Below are 22853 nucleotides of genomic sequence, written 5' to 3'. Positions count from 1 at the left end.
TAAAACGTACTGTATATAATTAGGAAAGCGTTATCTTATGTATACTTTGGTCTGCAGGTTATAATAAGATTAGTTTAAAAATAAGAAGGTGAATAGTATGCAAATTAATTATCAAGAAATGAAAAAGCTGGATCAGAGGCCTTTGGAGGATTTGTATACAGACGTTGGCTGGTCTGCTTACACAAAAGATGTGGATAGGCTGCAGCAGTCTGTAGAAAACTCTTTATATGTTTTAACGGCCTGGCATGAAGATGAATTAATTGGATTAATTAGAGTGGTGGGAGACGGTCTATCTATTATTTATATTCAAGATTTGCTTGTAAAAAATGCATACCATAATCAAAAAATAGGCTCTGAATTAATGCAAAGTGTGTTAAATAAATATGCAGGTGTCAATCAAAAAGTATTGTTAACAGAGGAAGCTCCTAATACCAGATATTTTTATGAGAAAAATGGATTTAAGTCATGTGATCAAGGAGATGCAGTAGCTTTCGCGCAACTCAAGTCTTAACCGGATAGAAAACAAGTTTGGATACTTTCTGGAAGGGAACATTTTAAAATAGAAGCATTATATGAAGAGGAGTTGTTAAGAATGAACGTAGTTGTTATTGGAGCGAATGGACAAATTGGAAGACATCTTGTTAATCAGCTTCATATCAATGAACAGCATGAGGTTACGGCAATGGTCCGAAAAGAAGAACAGAAAAAAGAACTGGAAGCAAATGGAGTTCATGCTGTTTTAGCAGATTTAGAAGGCAGTATTTCCGGTTTGGAGGATGCTTTGAAGGGCGCAGATGCAGTAGTATTTACAGCAGGCTCTGGCGGCCATACCGGTCTGGATAAAACATTGCTTATTGATTTAGATGGAGCTGTAAAATCAATTGAAGCAGCAAAAAATACGAATGTGAGACGTTTTGTTATGGTCAGTGCATTCCAGGCGCATAATCGTGACAGCTGGGCAGACAGTCCAATTAAACCATATATGGTTGCTAAACACTTTGCTGATGAAACGTTGATACACAGCGGCCTTGACTATACAATCGTTCGTCCAGGCGGCTTGCAGAATGAACCGGGTACAGGAAAAGTACAGGCGAGTGAAAATCTGGAACGAGGCAGCATACCCCGCGAAGATGTAGCAGCTGTCATTGTCGAAGTATTGGAAGCGAAAAACACGTATAGAAAGGGCTTCGATTTAATTACCGGGGAAGATTCAGTAAGCGATGCTGTTAAGAAAATTTAAATGCTTATTCAGGCGCTCTTTTCAGGGCGTCTTTTTTGATTGTTAAGTATTAGTGTGGAGCTCGGAAAGTTATATTTATAATAGTGAAGAAGAGAGGGATTTAAAATGTTAGAAAACATAGAAATTGATTACTTCAACAGCAATGATTCCGATATAGAAAAAATTGCAAAACTATATTGTATGACTTTTTTAACGGATAATATTTTGCTGGAAGATAAAGAAAATGCAGTGAAAAATATAAGAAAGCATACCGGTTATGAAGGTTTTATCGGTTTGAAATGCAAGGATGCAAAAGGGAAATTAATTGGTTTTGCATATGGCTATACAAGTTTGTCCAAACAATTTTACAGAGAAAAAATTGCTAATCAATTATCAGACGATAAAATAGACTTTTGGTTAGCTGATTGTTTTGAGTTTGTGGAGCTGGCAGTAAATCACTCTTATAAACGTCTCGGTGTTGCAAGTAAACTGCATGATGAATTATTGGCGAATACGAATTGTGGAACTGCTGTATTAACAACTGCTATCAAGAACAAGCCTGCATTAAATTTGTATAGGAAGAAAGGATGGGAAGTTATAAAAAAGGATGCACCCATTATTTCAAAGGATAACCTTCAGGTGATTATGGGAAAATTACTAAATGGGAATCACTTTAACTTTCCCGAACAATACAAATATAAAAATGAAACATAACTTAATAAGAAAAATATACATAAATCTATTGCCCTAAAAAGGATTTTTTTCTGAACAAACGCTCACTTATTCCGCTCTATATGTTTCTGTAAACAAATAAAAAAGCTTGGAATTACTTGTGCGGACAGGGGGAAAGCTGAATTTCCCGAAAAAATAAATAAATTTCAAAATACCTCTTGCATTATTATACATAATCATGCATAATAATTCGATAATAGCACATTTATGAGAGGGGATTTTTTAAGTGGCAAAAGACAAGATCGTTTTAGCTTATTCTGGAGGATTAGATACATCTGTAGCAGTAAAGTGGCTGCAGGATAAATATAATTATGATGTGATTGCAGTTGCATTGGATGTAGGAGAAGGAAAAGATTTAGAGTTCGTGAAACAAAAAGCGCTGGATGTTGGTGCAATTAAGTCGTACGTGATTGATGCGAAAAAGCTTTATTCAGAAGAATATGTATTGCCGGCATTACAGGCTAACCTGTTATACGAAGGAAAATATCCGTTAATTTCAGCATTATCCCGTCCATTGATCGCAAAAATACTAGTGGATATTGCAGGAGAAGAAGGAGCAGTAGCTGTAGCGCATGGCTGTACGGGAAAAGGGAATGACCAGGTTCGTTTTGATGTTGCATTTACAGCGTTAAATCCTGAATTGAAAATTGTTGCACCGGTTCGTGAATGGGCAATGTCCAGGGAAGAAGAAATTGAGTATGCAAAGGAACATAATATTCCAGTTCCAATTAAAAAGGAAAGTCCATATAGTATTGATCAGAACCTGTGGGGCAGAAGTAACGAATGTGGTATTTTAGAGGATCCGTGGGCAGAGGCGCCAAAGGATGCCTATGATTTAACGCAGGATCCAGAAGATGCACCTGATGAAGCTCAAACAGTTCAGATTACTTTTGAACAAGGAAAGCCAGTTTCATTAGATGGCAAAAAATTAGATTTGGATGAATTAATTTTAACTTTGAATGAGATTGCTGGAAAACATGGAGTTGGAAGAATTGATCATGTGGAAAATCGTTTAGTTGGAATTAAATCAAGAGAGATTTATGAGGCTCCAGCAGCAATGACATTGATTAACGCACATCAGGAACTGGAAGCATTAACTCTGCCCCGTGAAGTAGCAGAATTTAAACCGATTGTTGAGCAGAAGCTGTCGCAGGCTGTTTATTACGGCTTATGGTACTCACCGTTAACAGAGGCGCTGCAAGCCTTTATTGAGAAGACACAGGAGCATGTTTCTGGTACAGTAAAAGTGAAGCTGTATAAAGGTCATGCACATGTTGTCGGAAGAGAGTCTGCAAACTCCTTATATGACTTTGACTTAGCAACTTACAATAAGGACGATGCATTTGACCATGATGCAGCATTAGGATTTATTAAATTATGGGGACTGCCTACACAGGTACATGCTTCAGTAAATGGTCCTCAGGGAAAGAAATCGATTGAGAAAGTAAAACTAGAGGTAAAGGAAGCTGTTAATCCGTGAAATTATGGGGTGGAAGATTTACAAAACCAACGAATGAATTAGTCGACGAGTATACCTCGTCGATTCGTTTTGACCAGAAGTTAGCAAAATATGATATTAAAGGCAGTTTGGCTCATGTTGCTATGTTGAAAAAATGCGGTATCATACCTGCTCAAGAAGCCGACCAGATTGCTGAGGGCTTGAAAAAGGTTCTCAGTAAGATTGAAGCAGGGGAAGCAGAGCTATCTGAGGCAGATGAAGATATTCATATGAATGTGGAACGGCTGCTGATTGAAGAGATTGGACAAGTGGGTGGCAAGCTTCATACCGGACGCAGCAGAAACGACCAGGTAGCTTTGGATATGCGTCTGTATGCAAGGGAAGCTATCTCCGAATTAAAATCACTATTAAAAACAGTCCAGCAGGCACTCATTGGGCAGGCAAAAGCAAACATAGATGTCATTATGCCTGGATATACGCACTTACAGCGTGCTCAGCCTGTTTTATTTGCGCATCATATGATGGCGTACGTATTTATGTTTCAACGCGATGTGGAACGTCTGGAGGACAGTTTGAAGCGCGTAAATAAGTCACCATTAGGTGCAGGAGCACTGGCAGGTACAACCTTCCCGATTGATCGTAGTTTTGTAGCTGAGCAGCTTGATTTTGACGGGATTTGTGAAAACAGCCTGGATGCTGTAAGTGACCGTGATTTTGTAGTGGAATTCCTTTCCAACGGTTCTTTAATCGGCACACATTTGTCCCGTCTTTGTGAAGAACTGGTACAGTGGTCAAGCGCAGAATTTAATTTTGTTGAGCTGGATGATTCCTATACAACAGGAAGCAGCATGATGCCACAGAAGAAAAACCCGGATGTAGCAGAGCTTGTTCGCGGCAAGACCGGGCGTCTTTACGGCAATCTTATCGGGATGCTGACTACCTTAAAGGGCTTGCCTTTGGCATATAATAAAGATATGCAAGAGGATAAAGAGGGGATGTTTGACTCTCACGAGACACTGAAAGGCGCGCTACAGCTCTTTGCCGGGATGATTGGATCAATGGAAATAAATAAGGAAAGTATGTACAACGCTGTTACGAATGATTACTCCAATGCCACTGATTTAGCAGATTATCTGGTGAATAAAGGGCTTACCTTCCGTGAATCACATGCCGTTGTCGGACAGGTTGTTTTAAATTGTATTCAAGCAGGAACTTATCTGCTTGACCTGAGCTTAAAAGAGTTTAAACAATATTCAGAGGTTATTGAAGCGGATATTTATGAAGCGTTGAAGCCGGAAACTGTTGTTAATGCAAGGTCTGCTGCCGGCGGTACGGCAAAACAAAGTGTGCTGGAGCAAATTGCGAAGGCAGAGCAATTATTGGAATCGTCTTAAGTAAATGAGGTATAGTAGATAAGGGAGATAAAATAACGTGGAGCTCATATCAATTGCTGATGAGCTCTGTTATTTTGCAACGAAAAATAAAATAGAACGGATTAAAAATATCTGGAAATGGGAAAATAAAAGCAATAAGACAGAAGAGTACTGTTTTTTTCCTTTTTAATATAGCAGCTATTTTCAGGATTTCCTTTAGAGAATATCCTGAATTCCTTGTTTTTTTAAGTTCTATTTTATAGAAAAGGCGGTTAGGTATAATGAAATTAATTGCATCAGATATGGATGGAACATTACTTAATGAAAATGGAGAAATTAGCGAGGCAAATGCGGAAGCAGTAAAAATAGCTGTGGAGAAAGGTATTGAGTTTATTGTAGCAACAGGCAGATCCTATCATGCTGCGAATATCCCTCTGCAGGCGGCGGGGATAACCTGTCCGGTAGTGAGCTTAAATGGAGCTGTAACATACCTGGAGAATGGGAAGCAAATAAATAGTATTTCTATGGACAAGCAGGTAGCTGCGCGAATTGCCAATGAGTGCAGCAAGCTGGGGATGTATGTAGAGTTATTTACAAATAAAGGAGTTCTTTCTGAAAGCAGGGAGCATTTTTTAGATGTGCTTATCGATATTATGCGTTCAGCTAATCCAGATATTTCCGAGGAAGAAATGCGCGAAATGGTAGAACAGCGATTTCAATTAGAGGAAGTTTCCTTTGTGGAAAGCTTGCAGACAGCATTAAAAGATGAGAATGTAGAAATCTATAAAATTCTCACCTTTGCGTTTGAGGAAAATCAGCTGGAGGAGGCTAAGAGAAAACTTCGCGATGAAACAGGAGCAGTGATTACCTCTTCTGGAGATACGAATCTTGAATTTAACCATCCAAAAGCTCAAAAAGGTTTAGCTATTCAGAAGTATATTGAGGATAAGGACTGGTCAATGGAAGACGTCATGACAATGGGTGATAACTGGAATGATGCGAGTATGCTGGAAATGGCTGGACGTGGTGTCGCTATGGGCAACGCCTCTGATAAAATCAAGAAGCTATGCGATTATGAAACGGTGGCAAATGATCAAGACGGTGTAGCAAAAGCTATTGAAGAGATGTTAAGAGAATTGGATAAATAAAATAAAGATGCCAAGCTGAGAATTAGCTTGGCATCTTTATTTTAATGTCTTTTACTTAACCATAGTACACCAGATTTTGCGAGTCTCGGCAATAATCCTGTCATTGGCTTTTTAGCCATATTTCCAAATCCGTCTGATTTTCCTAAGGAACCTAAAGTTCCTTTTAATTTGAGAGGTTTCGGCTTCTTCGGCTGCTTTTCGTTTAAAACAGCGAGAAGAATTTCTGCAATTTGTTCTCCCTGCAGACCGGCAAGCTGGGCGCTTGGCGAATATTCACTGGAAGCACAATCACCCAAAACATATACAGAAGGATCTTCCGGAACCTGATAAAAATCATTGACGACTACTTTACCGTGCCGATCTTTAGTATATGGAAGCTCACGCACAAGCCAATTAGGCTGTACTCCGGCAGTCCAAATGGTAACATCATTTAAATAGCAAACGCCGTTATTGCATACGCCATCATGTTCTACATATTCCACCGTTGAATTATGTATCACATCCACATTATTTTCTGTCAGCCATCTTTCTACATAAGCCTGGATTTTGCTGTCCAGGGTTTTTAATACGGTATCTCCCCGGTCAAGGAGGCGGATATTTAAGTCTGGTCTGCTTTCACGAATTTCAGAAGCAACCTCAATACCACTTAAGCCCGCCCCGATAACAGATACTTTTCCATATGCCTTTAAGTTCCCTACTGCAACACCAGCTTTTCTTGCTTTCGCAAAGGTTTGAACGCTTTCTGTGTATTCCTCTGCTCCAGGGATTCCATGATAATTGTCCTCGCAGCCTAATCCGATAATCAAATAATCGTAGGGAACAATGGAATCTTCATCTTGAATAATAATCTGTTTATTATCCACATCAATTTTTGTGATTTCCCGAAAAATATATTTTATGCGGGAATCATCTGGAAAATCAACGCGGACATCATGGTCTGCTGAAGTTCCAGCAGCAATTGCATAGAACTCGGTTTTCAGTGAACGGAATGGATTACGGTCAATTACAGTTATATGTATATTATCGGATAATGTTTGGCTAAGAAGGCCAAGCAGCGTTTTAACACCGCCATATCCACCTCCAACAAGAACAACTCGCTTCATTGTGTTACACCCCTTATTTAATTTGAAACTCTTCCAGATACTAGCGTAACAAATTATGAAGGCGATGTCATTAAGATTAAGGCAGTAGTTTGTTAATCGTAAAAGGATAATTTATTCAAAAAAGTCAATCTATTATAGGGGTTTTTAGTTTTTCTAAAGGAACTAATATTAGAGGAGAAAATTCATTAAGAAAAGGCCTTTTTTCTTCAAATAAAATTTTACATTTATTTAATAATTAATAATAATTGGATTTTCCTTTTTTGTCTTCATAAAATTGTGACTTAGGTGTATACTGTTCGAGTTCAACATAGAAAGTAAGAGGCATAAGGAGGAAATTGTTTTGTTTAAGATGTTTAAGCCAGCACCGGAAAAAGAGAGGCTGCCTGAAGATCAAATTGATTCCCATTATAAGAGACTCCGTTTTCAAGTGTTTATGGGAATATTTATTGGTTACGCAGCATACTATTTACTTCGTAAGAACTTTTCCCTGGCAATGCCTGGATTAATTGAAGAAGGGTATTCTAAAGGCGAGCTTGGAATTGCGCTATCTGCTGTATCCTTAGCATACGGAATCAGTAAATTTATTATGGGTACTGTATCAGACAGGAGTAATCCACGCGTCTTTTTAACAAGCGGGCTCGTATTATCTGCTGTTGTCAGTTTATTAATGGGGTTTGTTCCATTCTTTACATCTTCTATTGCTATTATGTTTGTTATGATGTTTTTACTAGGATGGTTTCAAGGTATGGGATGGCCTCCATCAGGACGTACTCTCGTTCACTGGTATAGTGTAAGTGAACGCGGTACAAAGACTTCAATTTGGAATGTTGCCCATAATGTTGGCGGAGGATTAATGGCTCCAATTGCAACATTAGGAATGACTATCTTTGCTGGAAGCTATTTCGTAGGCTATGAAGGTGTATTTATCCTCCCAGGGATTGTTGCTCTGCTGCTTGCTGTTGTTGCATATATGCTAATTCGTGATACTCCCCAATCAGAAGGATTGCCGCCAATTGAGGAATATCGTAACGACTATCCGACAAACAATAAAAAAACATTAGAAACAGAATTAACAACGAAAGAAATTCTTTTCAAATATGTTTTAAATAATAAATGGGTATGGGCAATTGCATTCGCCAATATATTCGTTTATTTTGTGCGTTATGGAGTGCTGGACTGGGCTCCCACCTACTTGAATGAATCAAAAGGATTTGAAATGAGTGAATCCAGTTTCGCTTATTTCTTATACGAATGGGCTGGAATTCCAGGTACACTGCTATGTGGTTGGATTTCCGATAAATTCTTTAAAGGCCGTCGCGGGCCTGCCGGCGTGGTCTTTATGTTCGGAGTACTGCTTGCTGTTCTTGTTTACTGGCTGAATCCGGCTGGAAATCCGATGATTGATAATGCAGCATTAATTGCTATTGGCTTCTTAATCTATGGACCGGTTATGTTGATCGGTTTACAAGCGTTGGACTTAGTACCTAAGAAAGCAGCTGGGACTGCAGCAGGATTAACAGGCTTATTTGGTTACCTTGGCGGTGCAGTAACAGCCAATATCATTATGGGTTATGTTATTGATCACTTTGGCTGGGGTGGGAGCTTTATATTATTAATTGTTTCCTGTGTCTTGGCAATGTTTGTCTTTGCATTAACTTGGAATGTGCGCGGACAAGAAGTTGTAAAGAATTAAAATCAGAATAATATTTTTTGTTTAGACGAAAGAAAAAGTGGCAGTATCTCTTTATATTTATGAGATATGTCACTTTTTTTATGGGAAAATATTAAAAAAGGGAATAGCTTGCTAGAGTTTTAGAAATAATGGTACGATTAAGAGTGCTTTTTGATTAATAAGTTAAAACATTTTATAGATAATAGAAGAAAAAGGAGTTGCCTATGGCAGGAATGAAATCAATCCCGTTTACTGTAGCAAAAAATGAGCAATTTTTTGATCGCTTAGGAGATTATATCGGCGATGTTTTTTATGATATTTTACCTGAACAAGGCTTTGAGCTGCGCGATGAACAAATTTATATGGCATTTCAGCTCGAGCAGGCTTTTAAGCATAAAAAGACAATCTTTGCAGAAGCAGGTGTCGGAACAGGGAAAACGATTGTCTATCTATTGTATGCAATTTGTTATGCCCGTTATATGAGAAAGCCGGTTATTATTTCCTGTGCTGATGAAACATTGATTGAACAGCTGGTCAAAGAAGGCGGAGATATTGATAAGCTTGAAAAAGCACTTGGCTTGGAAGTAGATGTCCGTTTGGCTAAAGCACGTGAAAATTATCTTTGCATGAAAAAACTGGACCCTTTGTCCGAATACACTGAGGATGAAGAAATTCTGGATGTACATGATTCTGTTCCAGACTTTGTTTTTGATCAGGGTGTCTCGATGCAGTCATTTTATCCTTATGGGGACCGGAAAGATTACCCATGGCTTTCTGATAAGCAATGGGAGCAGATCGGCTGGGATCCTTTGAAGCAGTGTGCAACATGTGACTTTAGACATCGCAGTGCGCAGACATTGCATCGTGATTATTACCGTCATGCCCAGGATATTATTATCTGCTCACATGATTTTTACATGGAGCATGTCTGGACGAAAGAATCACGGATAAGAGAAGGCCAGCTTCCGTTACTTCCAGAAGCAGGTGCGGTTGTGTTTGATGAAGGGCATCTGCTGGAATTCTCAGCACAAAAAGGGTTAACCTATCGTTTTAACTATCAGAATATCACAAATGTCCTGACAGGATACCAGGGGCAGGATGTTCGGGAAGAATCGCTGCAATTAGCAGAGGACATTATGACGCTTCATGATGATTGGTTTGATCTTATTACAGAAATTGCAGTACGTGTAGAAGGATCTAATCGGCTGGAAATCCCAAGAAATCCAAAAATGATTGAGATGGCTGAGCGATTAGAAAAAATGGTTCAAGAGTTATTAGAACAGCTAGTTTTTGATGCAGAATTGTTTACTATGGATGCGTATCATACAAAGATTATTGAAGAATATCTGGAATTTTTCACGTACGGGTTATCGATTTTCCTAAAGGATGATGAGGGTGTTTACTGGCTGGAAGAGGATGGAGATGAAAGTAGTCTGGTTATTATGCCGAGGCTCGTAGAGGATGTTTTGCGGGAAGAAGTATTCCAAAAAAATATTCCATTTATTTTCTCTTCCGCAACGCTTTCTCAGGATGGTGACTTCTCGTATACTGCAAGAAGTCTGGGTGTTGATTCATATGAGTCATTTTCTGTCGAATCCCCATTTGAGTATGAGAAAGTACGTGCGATAAAAGATCATAGCTATACGGATGATACAGAAAAGTTTGAAGGAATTGCGCAGCAGCTTCAGGATAATGAAGGCCACAGCCTTATTTTATTCCGTTCCGAAGAGGAGATGCAGGTGTTCCGGGAATGGGCGCAAGAAAAGGAATGGTCATTTGACTTATTATTTGAGGGTGACAAGGAAATCAGTGAATTGGTTCGTACGTTTCAATTAAACGCTTCTTCCACGCTTTGTGCATATCATTTATGGGAAGGGCTGGATGTACCAGGGGAATCATTAACACAGGTTATTATTGCTTCCTTGCCATATCCGCCGGATGATCCTGTATTTAAAGCAAAACGCAAGCATGCAGGGAATCCATATGAAGAAATCGATTTACCTTATATGCAGCTTCGTTTAAAACAAGGTATAGGCCGTTTAATCCGTACGGAGCACGATAAAGGAGTTGTGCATATTTGGAAACAGGCTTAAATCTAAAACGCTCTGTTCGCCGGACAGAAGTTTTTTAGATTAAACAACAGTTTGAACAAAAAGACCCTTGATACGTTTAGACGTATTAAGGGTCTTTTTGTTCATTAATCAAGTCGATAAAATGTGTAAGGATTTTAGCAGTAAGCCCCCAAATAGTTTTATCATCATATCGGTAGAAGAGTTCTTCCAGAGCCCTGATACGCCATTCATAGTCCTCACCGCCGACAATAAGATGGTAAGGGAAGTTGTCCTCTGGCTGTATTTCCAGATGCACTTTATATTTTTCGGGTGTATTCTCTAAGAAGAAGGAGAGCGGCACAGTAAAAATATGATCCACTTCATCAGGATTTGGTTGGATATTTTTTAGGTTTTTCAGCTTTCCGATAAAAGGATAAATGATTCTTCCTAAATCATTTACAATATAATCGAGCGGAATTGGTTCGGATATATCTTGTTTTGTTATACCCAGTTCTTCAATTGTTTCCCGGATAGCAGTATAATCAGGGCTCTTATCTTCCGGGTCCATGCGTCCTCCTGGAAAACAGATATCTCCCGGCTGGCTTCTTAAGTTCATCGAGCGGACTTCAAAGAGAATATGAGTTTCTCCATTCACTTCAATCAAAGGAATCAAAACAGAAGATCGTTTAAAGTGCTGATGTCCCATTAATGCAGGAGTACGATCTTTTAATTCGTTCAGAATATTTTCTATCTGCATGCCGTATCCTCCCTAAATTTCTTACTAAGTTCTATTTCCATTCTAGTATGCTTTCAGGCTGCTGTCATGTATAGCGTTTAGAATCTATAATATGTATACGAGTTGAAATTTATCCTTTTTAGACAACATGTTAATATAAAGATAACAATTTCTGCTAGAATAAGAATTGAAATGAGAAAGGCGGGTGCGAGATGAAGCATGCTATCTATCAAATGGATATTATCCCTGGAGACCCGGAAGGTAATCGTAAACACATCAAGGAATGGCTGGAAAAACAGGTAGGAACAGAGAAACCTGATATTATTGTTCTTCCGGAAATGTGGACGACTGCATACGCATTAGCACAATTAGAGAAAATTGCTGATTTGGATGGAGAACCTACAAGGGGTTTTTTGAAAGAATTGGCTAAAAAGCATCATGTGCATATTATTGGCGGATCATTTGCTAATAAAGTGGATGGTGCAATCTATAATACAGCACTTGTTATCAATAATGAGGGAGAGGAGGTCTATACATACGACAAAATACATCTTGTCCCTATGTTAGATGAACCAGACTACTTAACAGGTGGGAAAAAACAGGTACGTCTGTTTGAGTTAGACGGAGTAAAGATGGGACTGCTTATTTGTTATGATCTTCGTTTTCCAGAGTTAGCCCGAGAATTGGCGATAGCAGGAGCTGAGGTGATTTATATAACAGCAGAATGGCCATCAGCACGTAAGGATCATTGGAAGGCACTTCAAATGGCACGGGCCATTGAAAATCAATGCTATATTATTTCAAGTAACCGGGTAGGTTCTTATAATGGGGTTGATTTCTGCGGAACCTCATTAGTTGTAGACCCATGGGGGACGACTGTTAAAGAGGGATCGGAAGAACGAGTAGAAACACTGATTGAGACAATTGCTATTTCAAATGTGGAACGTATACGCAGCGAAGTTCCCGTATTTAAAAGCAGGGTGCCTGAAATGTATCAAGGCTGGAAATAAAAGCAATATAAAAGACTCCAATGTCAGTGCAGTCCCCGAAAACCAGAATGTAAAATCTGATTTTCGGGAGTAATCACTGTCGCATGGAGTCTTTTTTAATGAATAGAATGGTTATTGATATTTGGCGGTTCTTTTAATTCGCCGGTGCATACATTTTCTGTAATATGAACCTGGGAGGTCTTCCCTTTGTTGTTAATGAATTTGAATACCCCATTATTGAAATCTGTTCCAATCTCTTTATAGAAAATTCCTTCGTATAAATTATGCTTGGAACGGGTGAATTTCAAACGATATTGTCCGGGTGCTTCACTGTCTTCCTGGATAAATGCACGTACGCCTTTTTCGTAAATAGTATCATCTGTACTTTTTAATGTACGGTCCACGGAAACAATGTGAAGGTCGATGAAAGAAATTTCCCGGAGAAGCACGTTGACAAAAGAACCTTTCGTAATCTCTTCCCAACGGTTTTGTGCGCTTTGCCCAATAATAATTTGTGTGATATTGTGCGTGTGCGCTACTTCTTTAATTGCTCTTACGGAACGTTTCTCATTATCACGTATAATAAATTCCTCTACATCTAGTTCCTCACACAGCTCCTTCCAATGTTCGACAAAACCTGATTTATCTGCATCAAATTCATCGTAAGGAAGGGCATCTACTGTTAAAACGTATAATGGGCAATCCATGATTTGTGCCAGCTTATGGCCCCGGCGGATAAGGCGTTCTCCGTTGGGACCATAATAAACACATACTAAAATACTTTCATCCATGCGACCTCTGATTTTTTTCATCGTATCTACCGCACCTTTCTTTCATAGTCATTTGCTATTTATATTTAAAAAATCAATATTTATCCGAAAAGGAACTGAATTGTTTTATTCTTAATTTAACCTGGAAAGAGAAGGTATAAACCTCCTCGTGACAGTTTCTTTACCTTTAAACCGTATCATTTTAACATGTATTTCGATTTTCGTATAGTACCAGGGAAGAAAAAATTTGAAGAAGTAATTGACATATAAAAAAGTCTTTATTCCTACTAATTATGATTATCATAAAGTCCTTTATACAAGTATTTCTTCCAAGTTGCAAGTAAATTTAATTATATCCTTTTAATTCAGTTAAAGTGACACAAAAAGATTTTATAAGCGTATCACAACGTCATGCATGCAAGTACAGATAAATTCTTGTATAATATTTATGTGTGATTGTGAAGACTTATTGTTTTAGTGTGTGTTCTGCTGAGGCCTGTAAAAATATGACCTCATGATTGATGCTGCAACTTCGTGTTATTTTTATCAGATTGTTCGAACAACCATTTTAACACCTCATAATGCCTTTATATTCTACTGCAAGAAAGGCTTATTATTTTTTACCACGATTTTTCACAGCATGAGTGTCCGTAATTTTCCTCTGTTTGGGCATGAAAAACATTTTAAATATGTTAGGGCAAAGTGTCCCGCTAAATCAAGTTTCGTTTAATCAAAGTGAGTAATATCCCTTTCAATACGATTGAAATTGCTTAAAGAAGCAATCATAAAGTATTGATTTAACCACTTAACCGCCTTTTATTCAATTCACTTGCACTGTAATCCTGAAGGCGTTCTTCTAACATAACCTTATTGTGACGAGGAGCATAGACAGTCTGTTATAAATGTTTTCCAGAATAATATGTTTTTCTATCATTAGATTAGCATTTTACGGACAAAATAACCATTATGTTTGTGATATTCGTTTTTTCATTCATCACAATGGGTAGTTAGTAAATAACATACTTTCTAAAATAAAATGTGTGTGTACTTTTTATACGTCAACAAAGAGTATAAGGAAAACGAAGGATGTAAAGGTAAGGGATTATTGCCTGAGTTCCCCGGATTATGTGTGGGAACGCAAGTCAAGGGCAAACGATACTTGAAATTTTCGAAGCATAATCACGAAAAAGAAAATCAATAAAATGATAGGAGGTTCTCGTTTGTCGACTTTAGTACTGGCTATTTTTATACCATTTTTAGCTGCTGCAATTATACCCTTCTTATATAAATATTTGAAAAACATTCATGTCGGCTGGTTTGCTATTCTGGTACCGACAGGTTTATTCATTTATCTTGCTTCACTTATCCCAGCCATTTCAAGCGGTGAAGTTATTGTACAGACAATAAATTGGATTCCAAGCTATGAAATAGATATAACGGCTTATCTGGATGGACTCAGTCTTACATTGGCATTATTAATTTCCGGAGTTGGAGCTCTTGTTATTCTTTATTCCATCTATTACCTTTCTTCTAAAGAGCCAATAGGCACGTTCTATACATACCTCATGCTGTTTATGGGGGCTATGTTAGGTGTCGTTATGTCAGACAATATGCTTGTATTGTATGTCTTTTGGGAATTAACAAGTATTTCTTCCTTCTTGTTAATCGCATTCTGGTACCAGCGAAAACGTTCCAGAGAAGGTGCCAAGAAGTCATTAATTATTACTGTTTCTGGCGGTATCTCCATGCTGGTTGGTTTTATTATGGTCGGTTCCATGTCAAATACATGGAGTATCCGCGAAGTAATTGCAAATGTAGGAGCGATTAGCGACCATGCTTTATTTATACCGGCGATGCTGCTTGTCCTGCTTGGCGCTTTTACCAAGTCGGCTCAGTTTCCGTTCCACATCTGGCTTCCGGATGCCATGGAAGCACCTACCCCAGTCAGTGCTTATTTGCACTCCGCAACAATGGTAAAGGCAGGTATCTATCTTGTTGCCCGGTTCACGCCAGTTTTTGGCGGAGAAGCAGTCTGGTTCTGGGCGGTTACAGGAGTCGGGATATTCACACTCTTCTGGGGCTCCTTTAATGCCGTTCGCCAAACAGATTTAAAAGCATTGCTGGCTTATTCTACAATTAGTCAGCTCGGAATGATTATGAGTATGTTTGGTATGGGATCCGCTGCTCTTTATTTAGGCTATTCAACAGAATCAGTAGTATATACAGGAGCAACATTTGCAGCGTTATTCCACTTAGTAAATCATTCTACGTTCAAAGGTGCTTTATTTATGGTTGTAGGTGTTGTGGACCACAGTGTAGGCACACGGGATATCAGGCGGTTAGGGGGATTAATAACATTAATGCCGGTTACCTTCACAATCGCAACTGTCGGAAGTATGTCTATGGCTGGATTACCCCCATTTAATGGTTTCCTGAGTAAAGAGATGTTTTTTGTATCCACTCTGGAAATTACAGAAGCAGGATTCTTTGGTCTGGGGACATGGGGGATAGCCATTCCAATTATTGCTTGGATAGCGAGTGTTTTTACATTTGTTTATTCAACCGTATTTGTTGTAAAAACATTCCTGGGACCTTATAAAGAAGAAAAATTAGAGCATCCGGCTCATGAACCGAAACCGGGTATGCTCATTTCTCCAATTATACTTGGACTGCTTGTTATTGTATTTTTCTTCATGCCGAATATTGTTGGAGAGAATTTGATTACTCCTGCTATGAACGGGATTTTCCCGACATTCGCTGCAGAAGGTGCCGAGCTTGGAACACATATCCATGCCTGGCATGGATTTAAGCCCGAATTATTTATGACAATTGGAGTTGTTCTTTTCGGAGTGCTGCTGTTCATAACAAGGAAATATTGGTACGACGTATACAATCTGTTCCCTGAAAAACGCTCTATAAATGTGTTTTACGGCTTTGTATTAGATCAGATTGAGGATAAATCCACTGTTATTACAAATAAGTACATGACGCGTTATTTGCGTGATTATATGGTGTATATCTTTGCCTTCTTCATTTTAGCAATTGGTGGTATTTTCATTTTTACTGAAGCGTATTATTTTACGCTTCCTGAGAATGCACCCATTTCTAATTTTGAGTGGCTTGTCATACTGGCTATGATGATAGCAGGAATTACCATTTTATTTGCGAAATCACGGCTGACAGCAATTGTTTTAAATAGTATTTTAGGCTTTGGTATTTCGATTCTTTTTGTACTGTTCCGTGCACCGGATCTGGCTTTGACACAAACGATTATTGAAGCAGTAACAACGGTTTTATTTCTTGTTGCTTATTATTTTCTGCCTGAACTGGATAAGGAAGATACAACGAAGAAAACGAAAAGTATTAACCTGTTTATATCTATCGGTGTAGGAGTGGTATTTACTGCTGTAGCGTTAGGGGTTCAGGGAAACAAAGCGTTTGATACTATTTCAACCTTCTTTGAAAATTCCTATGAGCTTGCGGGCGGAAAAAACATGGTAAATGCCATTTTAGGTGATTTCCGGGCATTTGATACGATGATGGAGGTCGTCGTGCTTTTAATTGCAGGTATTGGTGTATATACAATGATCCGGGTGAAAGCCAAGAAGGAGAGTGATCAGATTGAAGATAAATAATGTCATTCTCCGTACAGTGGCCAAACTTGTTTTCTTTATTATTCTGACGCTTGCGGTATATTTATTCTTTGCAGGTCATAACAGTCCAGGCGGAGGATTCAGCGGCGGGCTGGTTCTTGCTTCCGCGCTGGTATTATTATTTATTGTGTTTGATATTGAAACTATCCAAAAAGGTTTGCCAATTGACTTTAAACTGGTAGCTGCCTTTGGAGCCTTTTTATCCGTAGGTACGGGATTTGGAGCATTGATATTTGGAGACAACTTTTTAACACAAGCCTTCGATTATTTTAATGTACCTTTTTTCGGTGAAATAGAACTGACAACTGTTACGATTTTTGAAGGCGGCGTTGCCTTGGTCGTTGTAGGTGTTGTTGTAACAATCTTATTAAGTATTAGTGAGGATGAGTAAATATGGAAACGTTAGTAACCATCCTGGCAGGTGTATTAGTAACAGTAGCAACTTACCTCTTACTGTCAAAGAGTTTAATTCGTGTCATTATCGGAACTGCGATTTTAACCCATGCAGCGCATCTTATTATTATGGTAGTTGCCGGCTTAAAGACTGGGACTGTGCCGATTGTCGGTGAGGGAGATCCAGTAGATCCACTTCCACAGGCATTAATTTTAACGTCAATAGTTATCGGTTTTGCGGTAACTGCGGTTTCTCTTGTTCTTGCTTATCGAACATACCAGGAGATTGGGACAGATAAACTAGATAAGTTACGGGGGAATCCAGATGAATAATATAATTGTTATGCCGATGATGCTCCCGGTCCTGGTCGGGATTATCCTTTTATTCTTAAGACCATATGTAAAAACGCAGCGGACAATCTCATTATTGGTATTTCTTGCGAATATCGGTATTAGTGTCTATGTACTGCAGCTAATTCAGCAAAATGGTGTTATGCGACTTGATTTTGGCGGCTGGCAGCCTCCTTTTGGAATCTTGTTTGTTGCTGACAGCTTTGCTATGCTGCTTGTGTTGTCATCAAGTGTGGTTGCTGCAGCGTGTTTAATTTATTCCTTTTCTTCGGTCAAACCATCCTTTGAAAAGAACTTTTTCTACTCCTTTGTTCTATTTCTGATAGCAGGGGTAAATGGTTCCTTTCTGACAGGAGATATTTTTAACCTGTTTGTCTGTTTTGAAATTATGCTTCTGTCATCTTATGTGCTGATTGCATTTGGAGGAAAGAAAAGACAGCTTCGCGAGTCAATAAAGTATGTAATTATTAATGTTGTCTCTTCCTGGATTTTCCTCGTAGCCATTGCTTATTTATATGGAGTAGTTGGAACACTTAATATGGCACATATATCAGAACGTATTGCAGAAGTAGGGCAAACACCTATGGTGACTGTTATCAGCGTCGTGTTTTTAACTGTATTTGCATTAAAAGCAGGGTTATTTCTATATTTCTGGCTCCCGGGATCTTATTCCGTTCCAATTACCCCAATTGCGGCTTTGTTCGGAGCGTTGCTGACAAAGGTCGGAATTTATGCGATGTTCCGCGTATTTACGCTGCTGTTTTACCAGGAACAGCAAATTACGCATACGCTGATTGGAATTTTGGCGGCATTAACTTTAATCGGTGGAAGTATTGGAGCAGTTGCTTATAAGGATATCCGGTTAGTAGCTTCTTACAATGTAATCATTGCGGTTGGTTTTATTCTGGTGGGCTTGGCTGTGGCAACGCCATCTGCTATAGAAGGATCCATTTACTACTTGATTCACGATATTATTATAAAAGCACTACTATTTTTACTGGTAGGTACAATGATTGCAGTAACTGGGCAAACTAGAATAGACGAGATAAGCGGACTTATTAAGAACCATCCGCTACTTGGGTGGCTGTTCTTCCTGACAACCTTGTCCTTGTCTGGAATTCCGCCGCTGAGCGGCTTTATCGGCAAGGTGCTGATTGGTGAAGGGGCTGTAGCAGCAGGATCGTATGTTTTATTAGCTCTTGCGTTTATTTCAAGTATCTTTGTTCTATACTCTCTTATGCGTATTTTCCTTACCAGCTTTTGGGGGGAAACGATAATAAGTAAGGATGAAGAAGTACCAGCTAAGAAAGGCTGGATTGTTTCTACTTGTATTTTAGCATTAGGGACGATTGCTTTGGGATTAGGCGCAGAGCCTATGTCTGTGTACGTCCAGGATGCAGCGGAAACTTTATTAAACCCGCAAATCTATATTGACGCAGTACTTGGAGGTAATTAATCGGCTGGAATGTAATATTTTAAGCTCGAATTATCTGGTCAGCCTTTCTGAGATCAGGTTGATATTCTCCGGTCAGTTTTTAAAAAACAAGGTGGTGAATGCAGAATGCCGGCACAGTTTTTATTAAATGTTTTTATCGCTGTATTATGGACGCTGATCAGTGATGAATCAGAACTTCGTTTTACAACATTTGTAGCAGGTTACATCGTTGGGATCGGTATCGTATTTTTAATGCATCGATTTTTCGGAGAACGCTTTTATTTATCACGCTTTTTTGCATTAATAAAGCTTATATTTATCTTTACAAGAGAGCTTATTTCTTCTTCAAAAATGGTTCTTGGACAAATTTTAAAACCAAAGCTTTCAATTAAGCCGGGGCTGTTTAAATACGAAACAGTTCTGCAGGGCGATTGGGAAATTACGGCATTGGCTCTATTATTAACATTAACTCCTGGTTCTGTTGTCATAGAGGTGACAGAAGATGGGGATGCCTTTTATATACATGCAATGGATGTGGAAGAGTCGAAAGATATATTATTAAAGTCAATTGATAACTTTGAAAAAGCGATTATGGGGGTGACGCGCTGATGGTTCAAGGAATGTTGACAGTTGCCTTAACATTTTATGGAATATCGATTTGTATCAGCGTTTTTCGGATTATTATCGGTCCGAGCCTGCCTGACCGTATTGTAGCCTTAGATATGATTGGTGTGATGCTTGTGTCTTCCATAGCGATTGTATCTGTCATGCTGACAACAACAGCATTTTTAGAGGTTATATTGATTTTAGCTATTCTGGCTTTTATCAGTACCATTGCCTTCTCGAAATATATTGAGAGGGGGGTCATTCTTGAATATAGACGGGACGATTGAGTTTATTGCTGCTTTATTTATGCTTGCTGGATCGATTATGGCGTTAATCAGCGCGATAGGAATCATTCGTCTGCCAGATGTCTTTACACGATCCCACGCAGGTACTAAAAGCTCTACGCTTGCGGTTCTGTTAACTCTGGTTGGAGCATTTATTTATTTTGCTTCCAATCAAGGTTTTTACAGTGTTCGTCTGCTGCTGGGAATTGCCTTTGTGTTTTTGACTGCTCCAGTTGCCGGACATGTTATTACCCGGGCTGCTTACCGGGCGAATGTGAAAATGGCAGATACAACAGTTGAGGATGAGCTGAAAGATGTGATGGATCAAGTCAGAGAAGAAGCGGAAAAAGAGCGTAGTGAAACTGGTGAAGTAATCATAGAGGATGAGAAAGTAGCAGACAAAGAGCATTCTAGGTAGAGTGCTCTTTGTTTATAATCCTAAGAAAACGGTGCATACTTTTAAGATAGGGACAGGTTTTAAGAGCGGTGAAGAGGGAAGTAGGATAGAGAAGTACTAGGGGGTTAGAACATGGTAAAACCAATCGTGCAGGATAAAGGAATGGATCATACGATAGATTTTTTAAGAGATGGTTATTTTTATTTTTCTAAACGAATGAATGAATATCAGGAAGATGTTATCGGGTCGCGTATATTCGGGAGAAAGCTGGTGATGCTGCGTGCAGATGAGGCAGCAGATTTAGTAAGGGATACGAGTAAGTTTAAAGCCGAGAGAAGTATCTCTGAACTGTCTACTAGTTTGCTGACGGAAGAAAATGGCGTATTTTATTTGGCGGATATTGATTACCACCAGGAGAAAGCGTGGTTTCAAGAAGCCTTCACTGCAGAAAATCGGGAAGAGTTGGAGGCGATTATTCGGCAGCGTTGGCAAGAAAGAATAGAGGCATGGAAGACCAATCCGTCCATTAATTTTGTGACCGAAATGGAAGAGATGTGGGTCATTGCTGTTTGTAACTGGTTAGGAATTCCGATTCGTGCAAATAATCTGAAGCAGCGTACAACGGATATTCAGGAATTTGTCCAACTGTTTTCAAAGTATGGATTAAATCGTTGGAAAAGGAATCAGGCGAAGAATCGAATTGAAAAGTGGCTCGTATTTTTAGTCCGTCAGCTAAGAGCAGGAGGAGTCCATGTCGATGAAGATAAATTCCTTTATAAATTATCTTGGTATGAGGATGAATCTGGTCGGATTTTACCGATTAAAACAGTGGTTGAGGAGTTACTATTACTTATTCGGACTTTTGTTGCTTCCAGCCGATGGGTTGTCTTCAGCCAGTTAGCGCTGATTGAGAATCCGCAGTTAAAAGAACGGCTGCGAATTGACAAGAAATATGTCGGCTGCTTTATTCATGAGGTTATCCGTTATTTTTCTATGGTACCTTTTTCAGCAGCAAAGACACAGGAGCAATTCTTCTGGAAGGATATGTTCTTTGAAAAGAATCAGCTTGTCTTATTTGATATACATGGTACAAACCATCATCCTGGGAAGTGGAGTCAGCCAGAATTATTTCAGCCTGATCGATTTTTAGTCAGTGATACTGCACCTGGTTTTGTGAAAGAAAGTGTAATAATGCAGTTAATGAAAGTGAGCTTATCGTATCTGCTGCAGACAGACTGGATTGTACCGAATCAAGAGTTCACCTGCCGGGGTACGGAAATTCCAGCAAGACCGAAGAATGGTATTCGTCTGGAGTTTTATCATGAAGGGTTTTTGGAAGACAATTAAAGAAGCCAGAAGGATGAAAGCTTTGAAAACAAATATGGTCTTCCTTGTGAGAGTGAGTTTCTCTTAAGGAAGACCATCATTAATTTATTCATCCATTAACTCGCCTACAATAGAATAGGAGTCGAGTCTTGCTTTAATGTCGTAGATTTGAGATGTGATAATAATCTCATCGGCATCTGTTTCTTTTCGGAATGCTTCCAATCCTTTACGGACATTTTCTTTGCTGCCGATAATCGTTGTTTTTGGACTCAAAGACTCTTGAACAGCAGCCTTTTCCGCTGGTGACCAGATTGCATCCATGCTTTCAACAGGCGGCTGCAGCTTGGATTCTTTCCCTTTTCGCAGATTTAAAAATTGCATCTGGTGAGAGGTGGCTAAGCGCGCTGCTTCTTCATCTGTATCAGCTGCAATAACATTTACTGCTACCATTGCATACGGCTTATCAAGTGCTTCAGACGGCTGGAAACGGTCGCGATAGAGCTTCAGTGCCGGAACGGTATATGCAGGTGCAAAATGGCTGGCAAATGAAAATGGCAGGCCTTTTTCAGCAGCTAATCTCGCACTGAAATCACTCGAGCCAAGCAGCCAGATCGGGATATCCAGTCCTTGCCCGGGTATTGCTTTCACTCGTGATACAGGATTAGTTGAAAAATAGTCCTGTAATTCATTAACCTGCATCGGAAATTCCTCCGGACCGGCATGCAGTGTACGGCGTAAAGCAAAGGCAGTTGCCTGATCACTTCCGGGTGCGCGGCCTAATCCTAAGTCAATACGACCTGGATAAAGGGATTCAAGTGTGCCAAATTGTTCTGCAATAACCAGGCTTGCGTGATTTGGCAGCATGATGCCGCCTGAACCTACACGAATGGAATTGGTATGGCCGGCGATGTGACCTATTAATAAAGAGGTAGCCGAGCTTGAAATTCCTTTCATGTTATGGTGTTCTGCAAACCAATAGCGGTGAAATCCTAATCTTTCGACATGCTGCGCCAGACGGACGCTTTCCTGAAATGCCTGTGTTGCGTCCCCGCCTTCAATAATTGGGGCAAGATCAAGAACAGATAAAGGTATATTTTGAAATGTTTTATATGATTGAGTATCCATTAAATCCCTCCTTACTTAATAAAAATAATAA

Annotated in this window: 21 protein-coding genes; 17 read left to right on the top strand and 4 right to left on the bottom strand. The window is 39.2% G+C overall.

What is annotated here, in order from left to right; translation table 11 throughout:
• Positions 1–97 precede the first annotated feature (97 nt).
• The 6 genes from MKY30_RS03640 (at position 98) to MKY30_RS03615 (ending at position 5931) form a co-directional block, all read left to right on the top strand.
• Positions 98–511, top strand: coding sequence for a GNAT family N-acetyltransferase (locus tag MKY30_RS03640; protein WP_156985212.1), 414 nt, complete (start codon positions 98–100; stop codon positions 509–511).
• Between the two features lie 81 nt (positions 512–592).
• Positions 593–1240, top strand: a complete 648-nt coding sequence (locus tag MKY30_RS03635) for an SDR family oxidoreductase (RefSeq protein WP_147211781.1) — start codon at positions 593–595, stop codon at positions 1238–1240.
• Positions 1241–1345: 105 nt separating this feature from the next.
• Positions 1346–1933, top strand: coding sequence for a GNAT family N-acetyltransferase (locus tag MKY30_RS03630; RefSeq protein WP_341082845.1), 588 nt, complete (start codon positions 1346–1348; stop codon positions 1931–1933).
• A gap of 244 nt (positions 1934–2177) precedes the next feature.
• Positions 2178–3431, top strand: a complete 1254-nt coding sequence (locus MKY30_RS03625; RefSeq protein WP_147211784.1) for an argininosuccinate synthase — start codon at positions 2178–2180, stop codon at positions 3429–3431.
• Entirely contained in the window at positions 3428–4804 is a 1377-nt protein-coding gene (gene argH, locus MKY30_RS03620; protein WP_147211785.1) for an argininosuccinate lyase, read from the top strand. The genes MKY30_RS03625 and argH overlap by 4 nt, the downstream gene beginning before the upstream one ends.
• A gap of 260 nt (positions 4805–5064) precedes the next feature.
• A complete protein-coding gene (locus tag MKY30_RS03615) occupies positions 5065–5931 on the top strand; it encodes a Cof-type HAD-IIB family hydrolase (protein WP_341082844.1) in 867 nt (288 codons plus the stop codon).
• Positions 5932–5972: 41 nt separating this feature from the next.
• On the opposite strand, the gene MKY30_RS03610 is transcribed toward MKY30_RS03615, so the two are convergent.
• Positions 5973–7034 (bottom strand): NAD(P)/FAD-dependent oxidoreductase, encoded by a 1062-nt coding sequence (locus MKY30_RS03610; RefSeq protein ID WP_339283422.1) that lies wholly within the window; start codon positions 7032–7034, stop codon positions 5973–5975.
• Between the two features lie 340 nt (positions 7035–7374).
• On the opposite strand from MKY30_RS03610, the gene glpT reads away from it, so the two are divergent.
• Together glpT and MKY30_RS03600 are read left to right on the top strand one after the other, a co-directional pair.
• Positions 7375–8727 (top strand): glycerol-3-phosphate transporter, encoded by a 1353-nt coding sequence (glpT, locus tag MKY30_RS03605; protein WP_339283420.1) that lies wholly within the window; start codon positions 7375–7377, stop codon positions 8725–8727.
• A gap of 203 nt (positions 8728–8930) precedes the next feature.
• On the top strand, positions 8931–10799 hold the full coding sequence (locus MKY30_RS03600; RefSeq protein WP_339283418.1) for an ATP-dependent DNA helicase: 1869 nt from the start codon (positions 8931–8933) through the stop codon (positions 10797–10799).
• A gap of 85 nt (positions 10800–10884) precedes the next feature.
• On the opposite strand, the gene MKY30_RS03595 is transcribed toward MKY30_RS03600, so the two are convergent.
• Positions 10885–11514 carry an NUDIX hydrolase gene (locus tag MKY30_RS03595; protein ID WP_339283416.1) on the bottom strand — a complete coding sequence of 210 codons (630 nt, stop codon included), beginning with the start codon at positions 11512–11514 and terminating at the stop codon, positions 10885–10887.
• 191 nt (positions 11515–11705) lie between these two features.
• Here MKY30_RS03595 and MKY30_RS03590 point away from each other — a divergent pair, with 191 nt between their 5' ends.
• Entirely contained in the window at positions 11706–12503 is a 798-nt protein-coding gene (locus MKY30_RS03590) for a carbon-nitrogen family hydrolase (RefSeq protein WP_341082843.1), read from the top strand.
• 95 nt (positions 12504–12598) lie between these two features.
• On the opposite strand, the gene MKY30_RS03585 is transcribed toward MKY30_RS03590, so the two are convergent.
• A complete protein-coding gene (locus MKY30_RS03585; protein ID WP_147211792.1) occupies positions 12599–13294 on the bottom strand; it encodes a histidine kinase in 696 nt (231 codons plus the stop codon).
• Positions 13295–14472: 1178 nt separating this feature from the next.
• Between MKY30_RS03585 and MKY30_RS03580 the strand changes: the two genes are divergently transcribed.
• The 8 genes from MKY30_RS03580 (at position 14473) to MKY30_RS03545 (ending at position 21718) form a co-directional block, all read left to right on the top strand.
• The gene (locus MKY30_RS03580) at positions 14473–16887 is read left to right on the top strand and encodes a Na+/H+ antiporter subunit A (protein WP_341082842.1); all 2415 of its coding nucleotides are present in this window, start codon (positions 14473–14475) and stop codon (positions 16885–16887) included.
• The gene (locus MKY30_RS03575; RefSeq protein ID WP_147211794.1) at positions 16874–17296 is read left to right on the top strand and encodes a Na(+)/H(+) antiporter subunit B; all 423 of its coding nucleotides are present in this window, start codon (positions 16874–16876) and stop codon (positions 17294–17296) included. The genes MKY30_RS03580 and MKY30_RS03575 overlap by 14 nt, the downstream gene beginning before the upstream one ends.
• A gap of 2 nt (positions 17297–17298) precedes the next feature.
• Positions 17299–17631, top strand: a complete 333-nt coding sequence (locus MKY30_RS03570) for a Na(+)/H(+) antiporter subunit C (protein WP_147211795.1) — start codon at positions 17299–17301, stop codon at positions 17629–17631.
• Positions 17624–19105: a Na+/H+ antiporter subunit D gene (locus tag MKY30_RS03565; RefSeq protein ID WP_156985205.1), complete on the top strand. Its 1482-nt coding sequence runs from the start codon at positions 17624–17626 to the stop codon at positions 19103–19105. The genes MKY30_RS03570 and MKY30_RS03565 overlap by 8 nt, the downstream gene beginning before the upstream one ends.
• Before the next feature lie 105 nt (positions 19106–19210).
• On the top strand, positions 19211–19693 hold the full coding sequence (locus MKY30_RS03560) for a Na+/H+ antiporter subunit E (protein ID WP_147211797.1): 483 nt from the start codon (positions 19211–19213) through the stop codon (positions 19691–19693).
• Positions 19693–19977: a Na(+)/H(+) antiporter subunit F1 gene (locus MKY30_RS03555; protein WP_147211798.1), complete on the top strand. Its 285-nt coding sequence runs from the start codon at positions 19693–19695 to the stop codon at positions 19975–19977. Before MKY30_RS03560 ends, MKY30_RS03555 begins: the two co-directional genes overlap by 1 nt.
• The gene (locus MKY30_RS03550) at positions 19955–20392 is read left to right on the top strand and encodes a Na+/H+ antiporter subunit G (RefSeq protein ID WP_147211799.1); all 438 of its coding nucleotides are present in this window, start codon (positions 19955–19957) and stop codon (positions 20390–20392) included. Before MKY30_RS03555 ends, MKY30_RS03550 begins: the two co-directional genes overlap by 23 nt.
• Before the next feature lie 111 nt (positions 20393–20503).
• Positions 20504–21718: a cytochrome P450 gene (locus tag MKY30_RS03545; protein WP_341082841.1), complete on the top strand. Its 1215-nt coding sequence runs from the start codon at positions 20504–20506 to the stop codon at positions 21716–21718.
• Between the two features lie 84 nt (positions 21719–21802).
• On the opposite strand, the gene MKY30_RS03540 is transcribed toward MKY30_RS03545, so the two are convergent.
• Positions 21803–22822: an LLM class flavin-dependent oxidoreductase gene (locus tag MKY30_RS03540; RefSeq protein ID WP_147211801.1), complete on the bottom strand. Its 1020-nt coding sequence runs from the start codon at positions 22820–22822 to the stop codon at positions 21803–21805.
• Positions 22823–22853 lie beyond the last annotated feature (31 nt).

The sequence above is a fragment of the Oceanobacillus sp. FSL W8-0428 genome, assembly GCF_038004405.1.
Taxonomy (GTDB): Bacteria; Bacillota; Bacilli; order Bacillales; family Amphibacillaceae; genus Oceanobacillus; species Oceanobacillus sojae.
Note: the sequence above shows the minus strand (reverse complement) of the source record. Positions and strands in the feature narration are given on the sequence as shown.

Bases quoted from the DNA above. Each gene is read 5' to 3' on its own strand.
- MKY30_RS03640 (WP_156985212.1), top strand. From the start codon at position 98: ATGCAAATTAATTATCAAGAAATGAAAAAGCTGGATCAGAGGCCTTTG.
- MKY30_RS03635 (WP_147211781.1), top strand. From the start codon at position 593: ATGAACGTAGTTGTTATTGGAGCGAATGGACAAATTGGAAGACATCTT.
- MKY30_RS03630 (WP_341082845.1), top strand. From the start codon at position 1,346: ATGTTAGAAAACATAGAAATTGATTACTTCAACAGCAATGATTCCGAT.
- MKY30_RS03615 (WP_341082844.1), top strand. From the start codon at position 5,065: ATGAAATTAATTGCATCAGATATGGATGGAACATTACTTAATGAAAAT.
- MKY30_RS03610 (WP_339283422.1), bottom strand. From the start codon at position 7,034: ATGAAGCGAGTTGTTCTTGTTGGAGGTGGATATGGCGGTGTTAAAACG.
- MKY30_RS03600 (WP_339283418.1), top strand. From the start codon at position 8,931: ATGGCAGGAATGAAATCAATCCCGTTTACTGTAGCAAAAAATGAGCAA.
- MKY30_RS03595 (WP_339283416.1), bottom strand. From the start codon at position 11,514: ATGCAGATAGAAAATATTCTGAACGAATTAAAAGATCGTACTCCTGCA.
- MKY30_RS03590 (WP_341082843.1), top strand. From the start codon at position 11,706: ATGAAGCATGCTATCTATCAAATGGATATTATCCCTGGAGACCCGGAA.
- MKY30_RS03585 (WP_147211792.1), bottom strand. From the start codon at position 13,294: ATGAAAAAAATCAGAGGTCGCATGGATGAAAGTATTTTAGTATGTGTT.
- MKY30_RS03570 (WP_147211795.1), top strand. From the start codon at position 17,299: ATGGAAACGTTAGTAACCATCCTGGCAGGTGTATTAGTAACAGTAGCA.
- MKY30_RS03565 (WP_156985205.1), top strand. From the start codon at position 17,624: ATGAATAATATAATTGTTATGCCGATGATGCTCCCGGTCCTGGTCGGG.
- MKY30_RS03560 (WP_147211797.1), top strand. From the start codon at position 19,211: ATGCCGGCACAGTTTTTATTAAATGTTTTTATCGCTGTATTATGGACG.
- MKY30_RS03555 (WP_147211798.1), top strand. From the start codon at position 19,693: ATGGTTCAAGGAATGTTGACAGTTGCCTTAACATTTTATGGAATATCG.
- MKY30_RS03545 (WP_341082841.1), top strand. From the start codon at position 20,504: ATGGTAAAACCAATCGTGCAGGATAAAGGAATGGATCATACGATAGAT.
- MKY30_RS03540 (WP_147211801.1), bottom strand. From the start codon at position 22,822: ATGGATACTCAATCATATAAAACATTTCAAAATATACCTTTATCTGTT.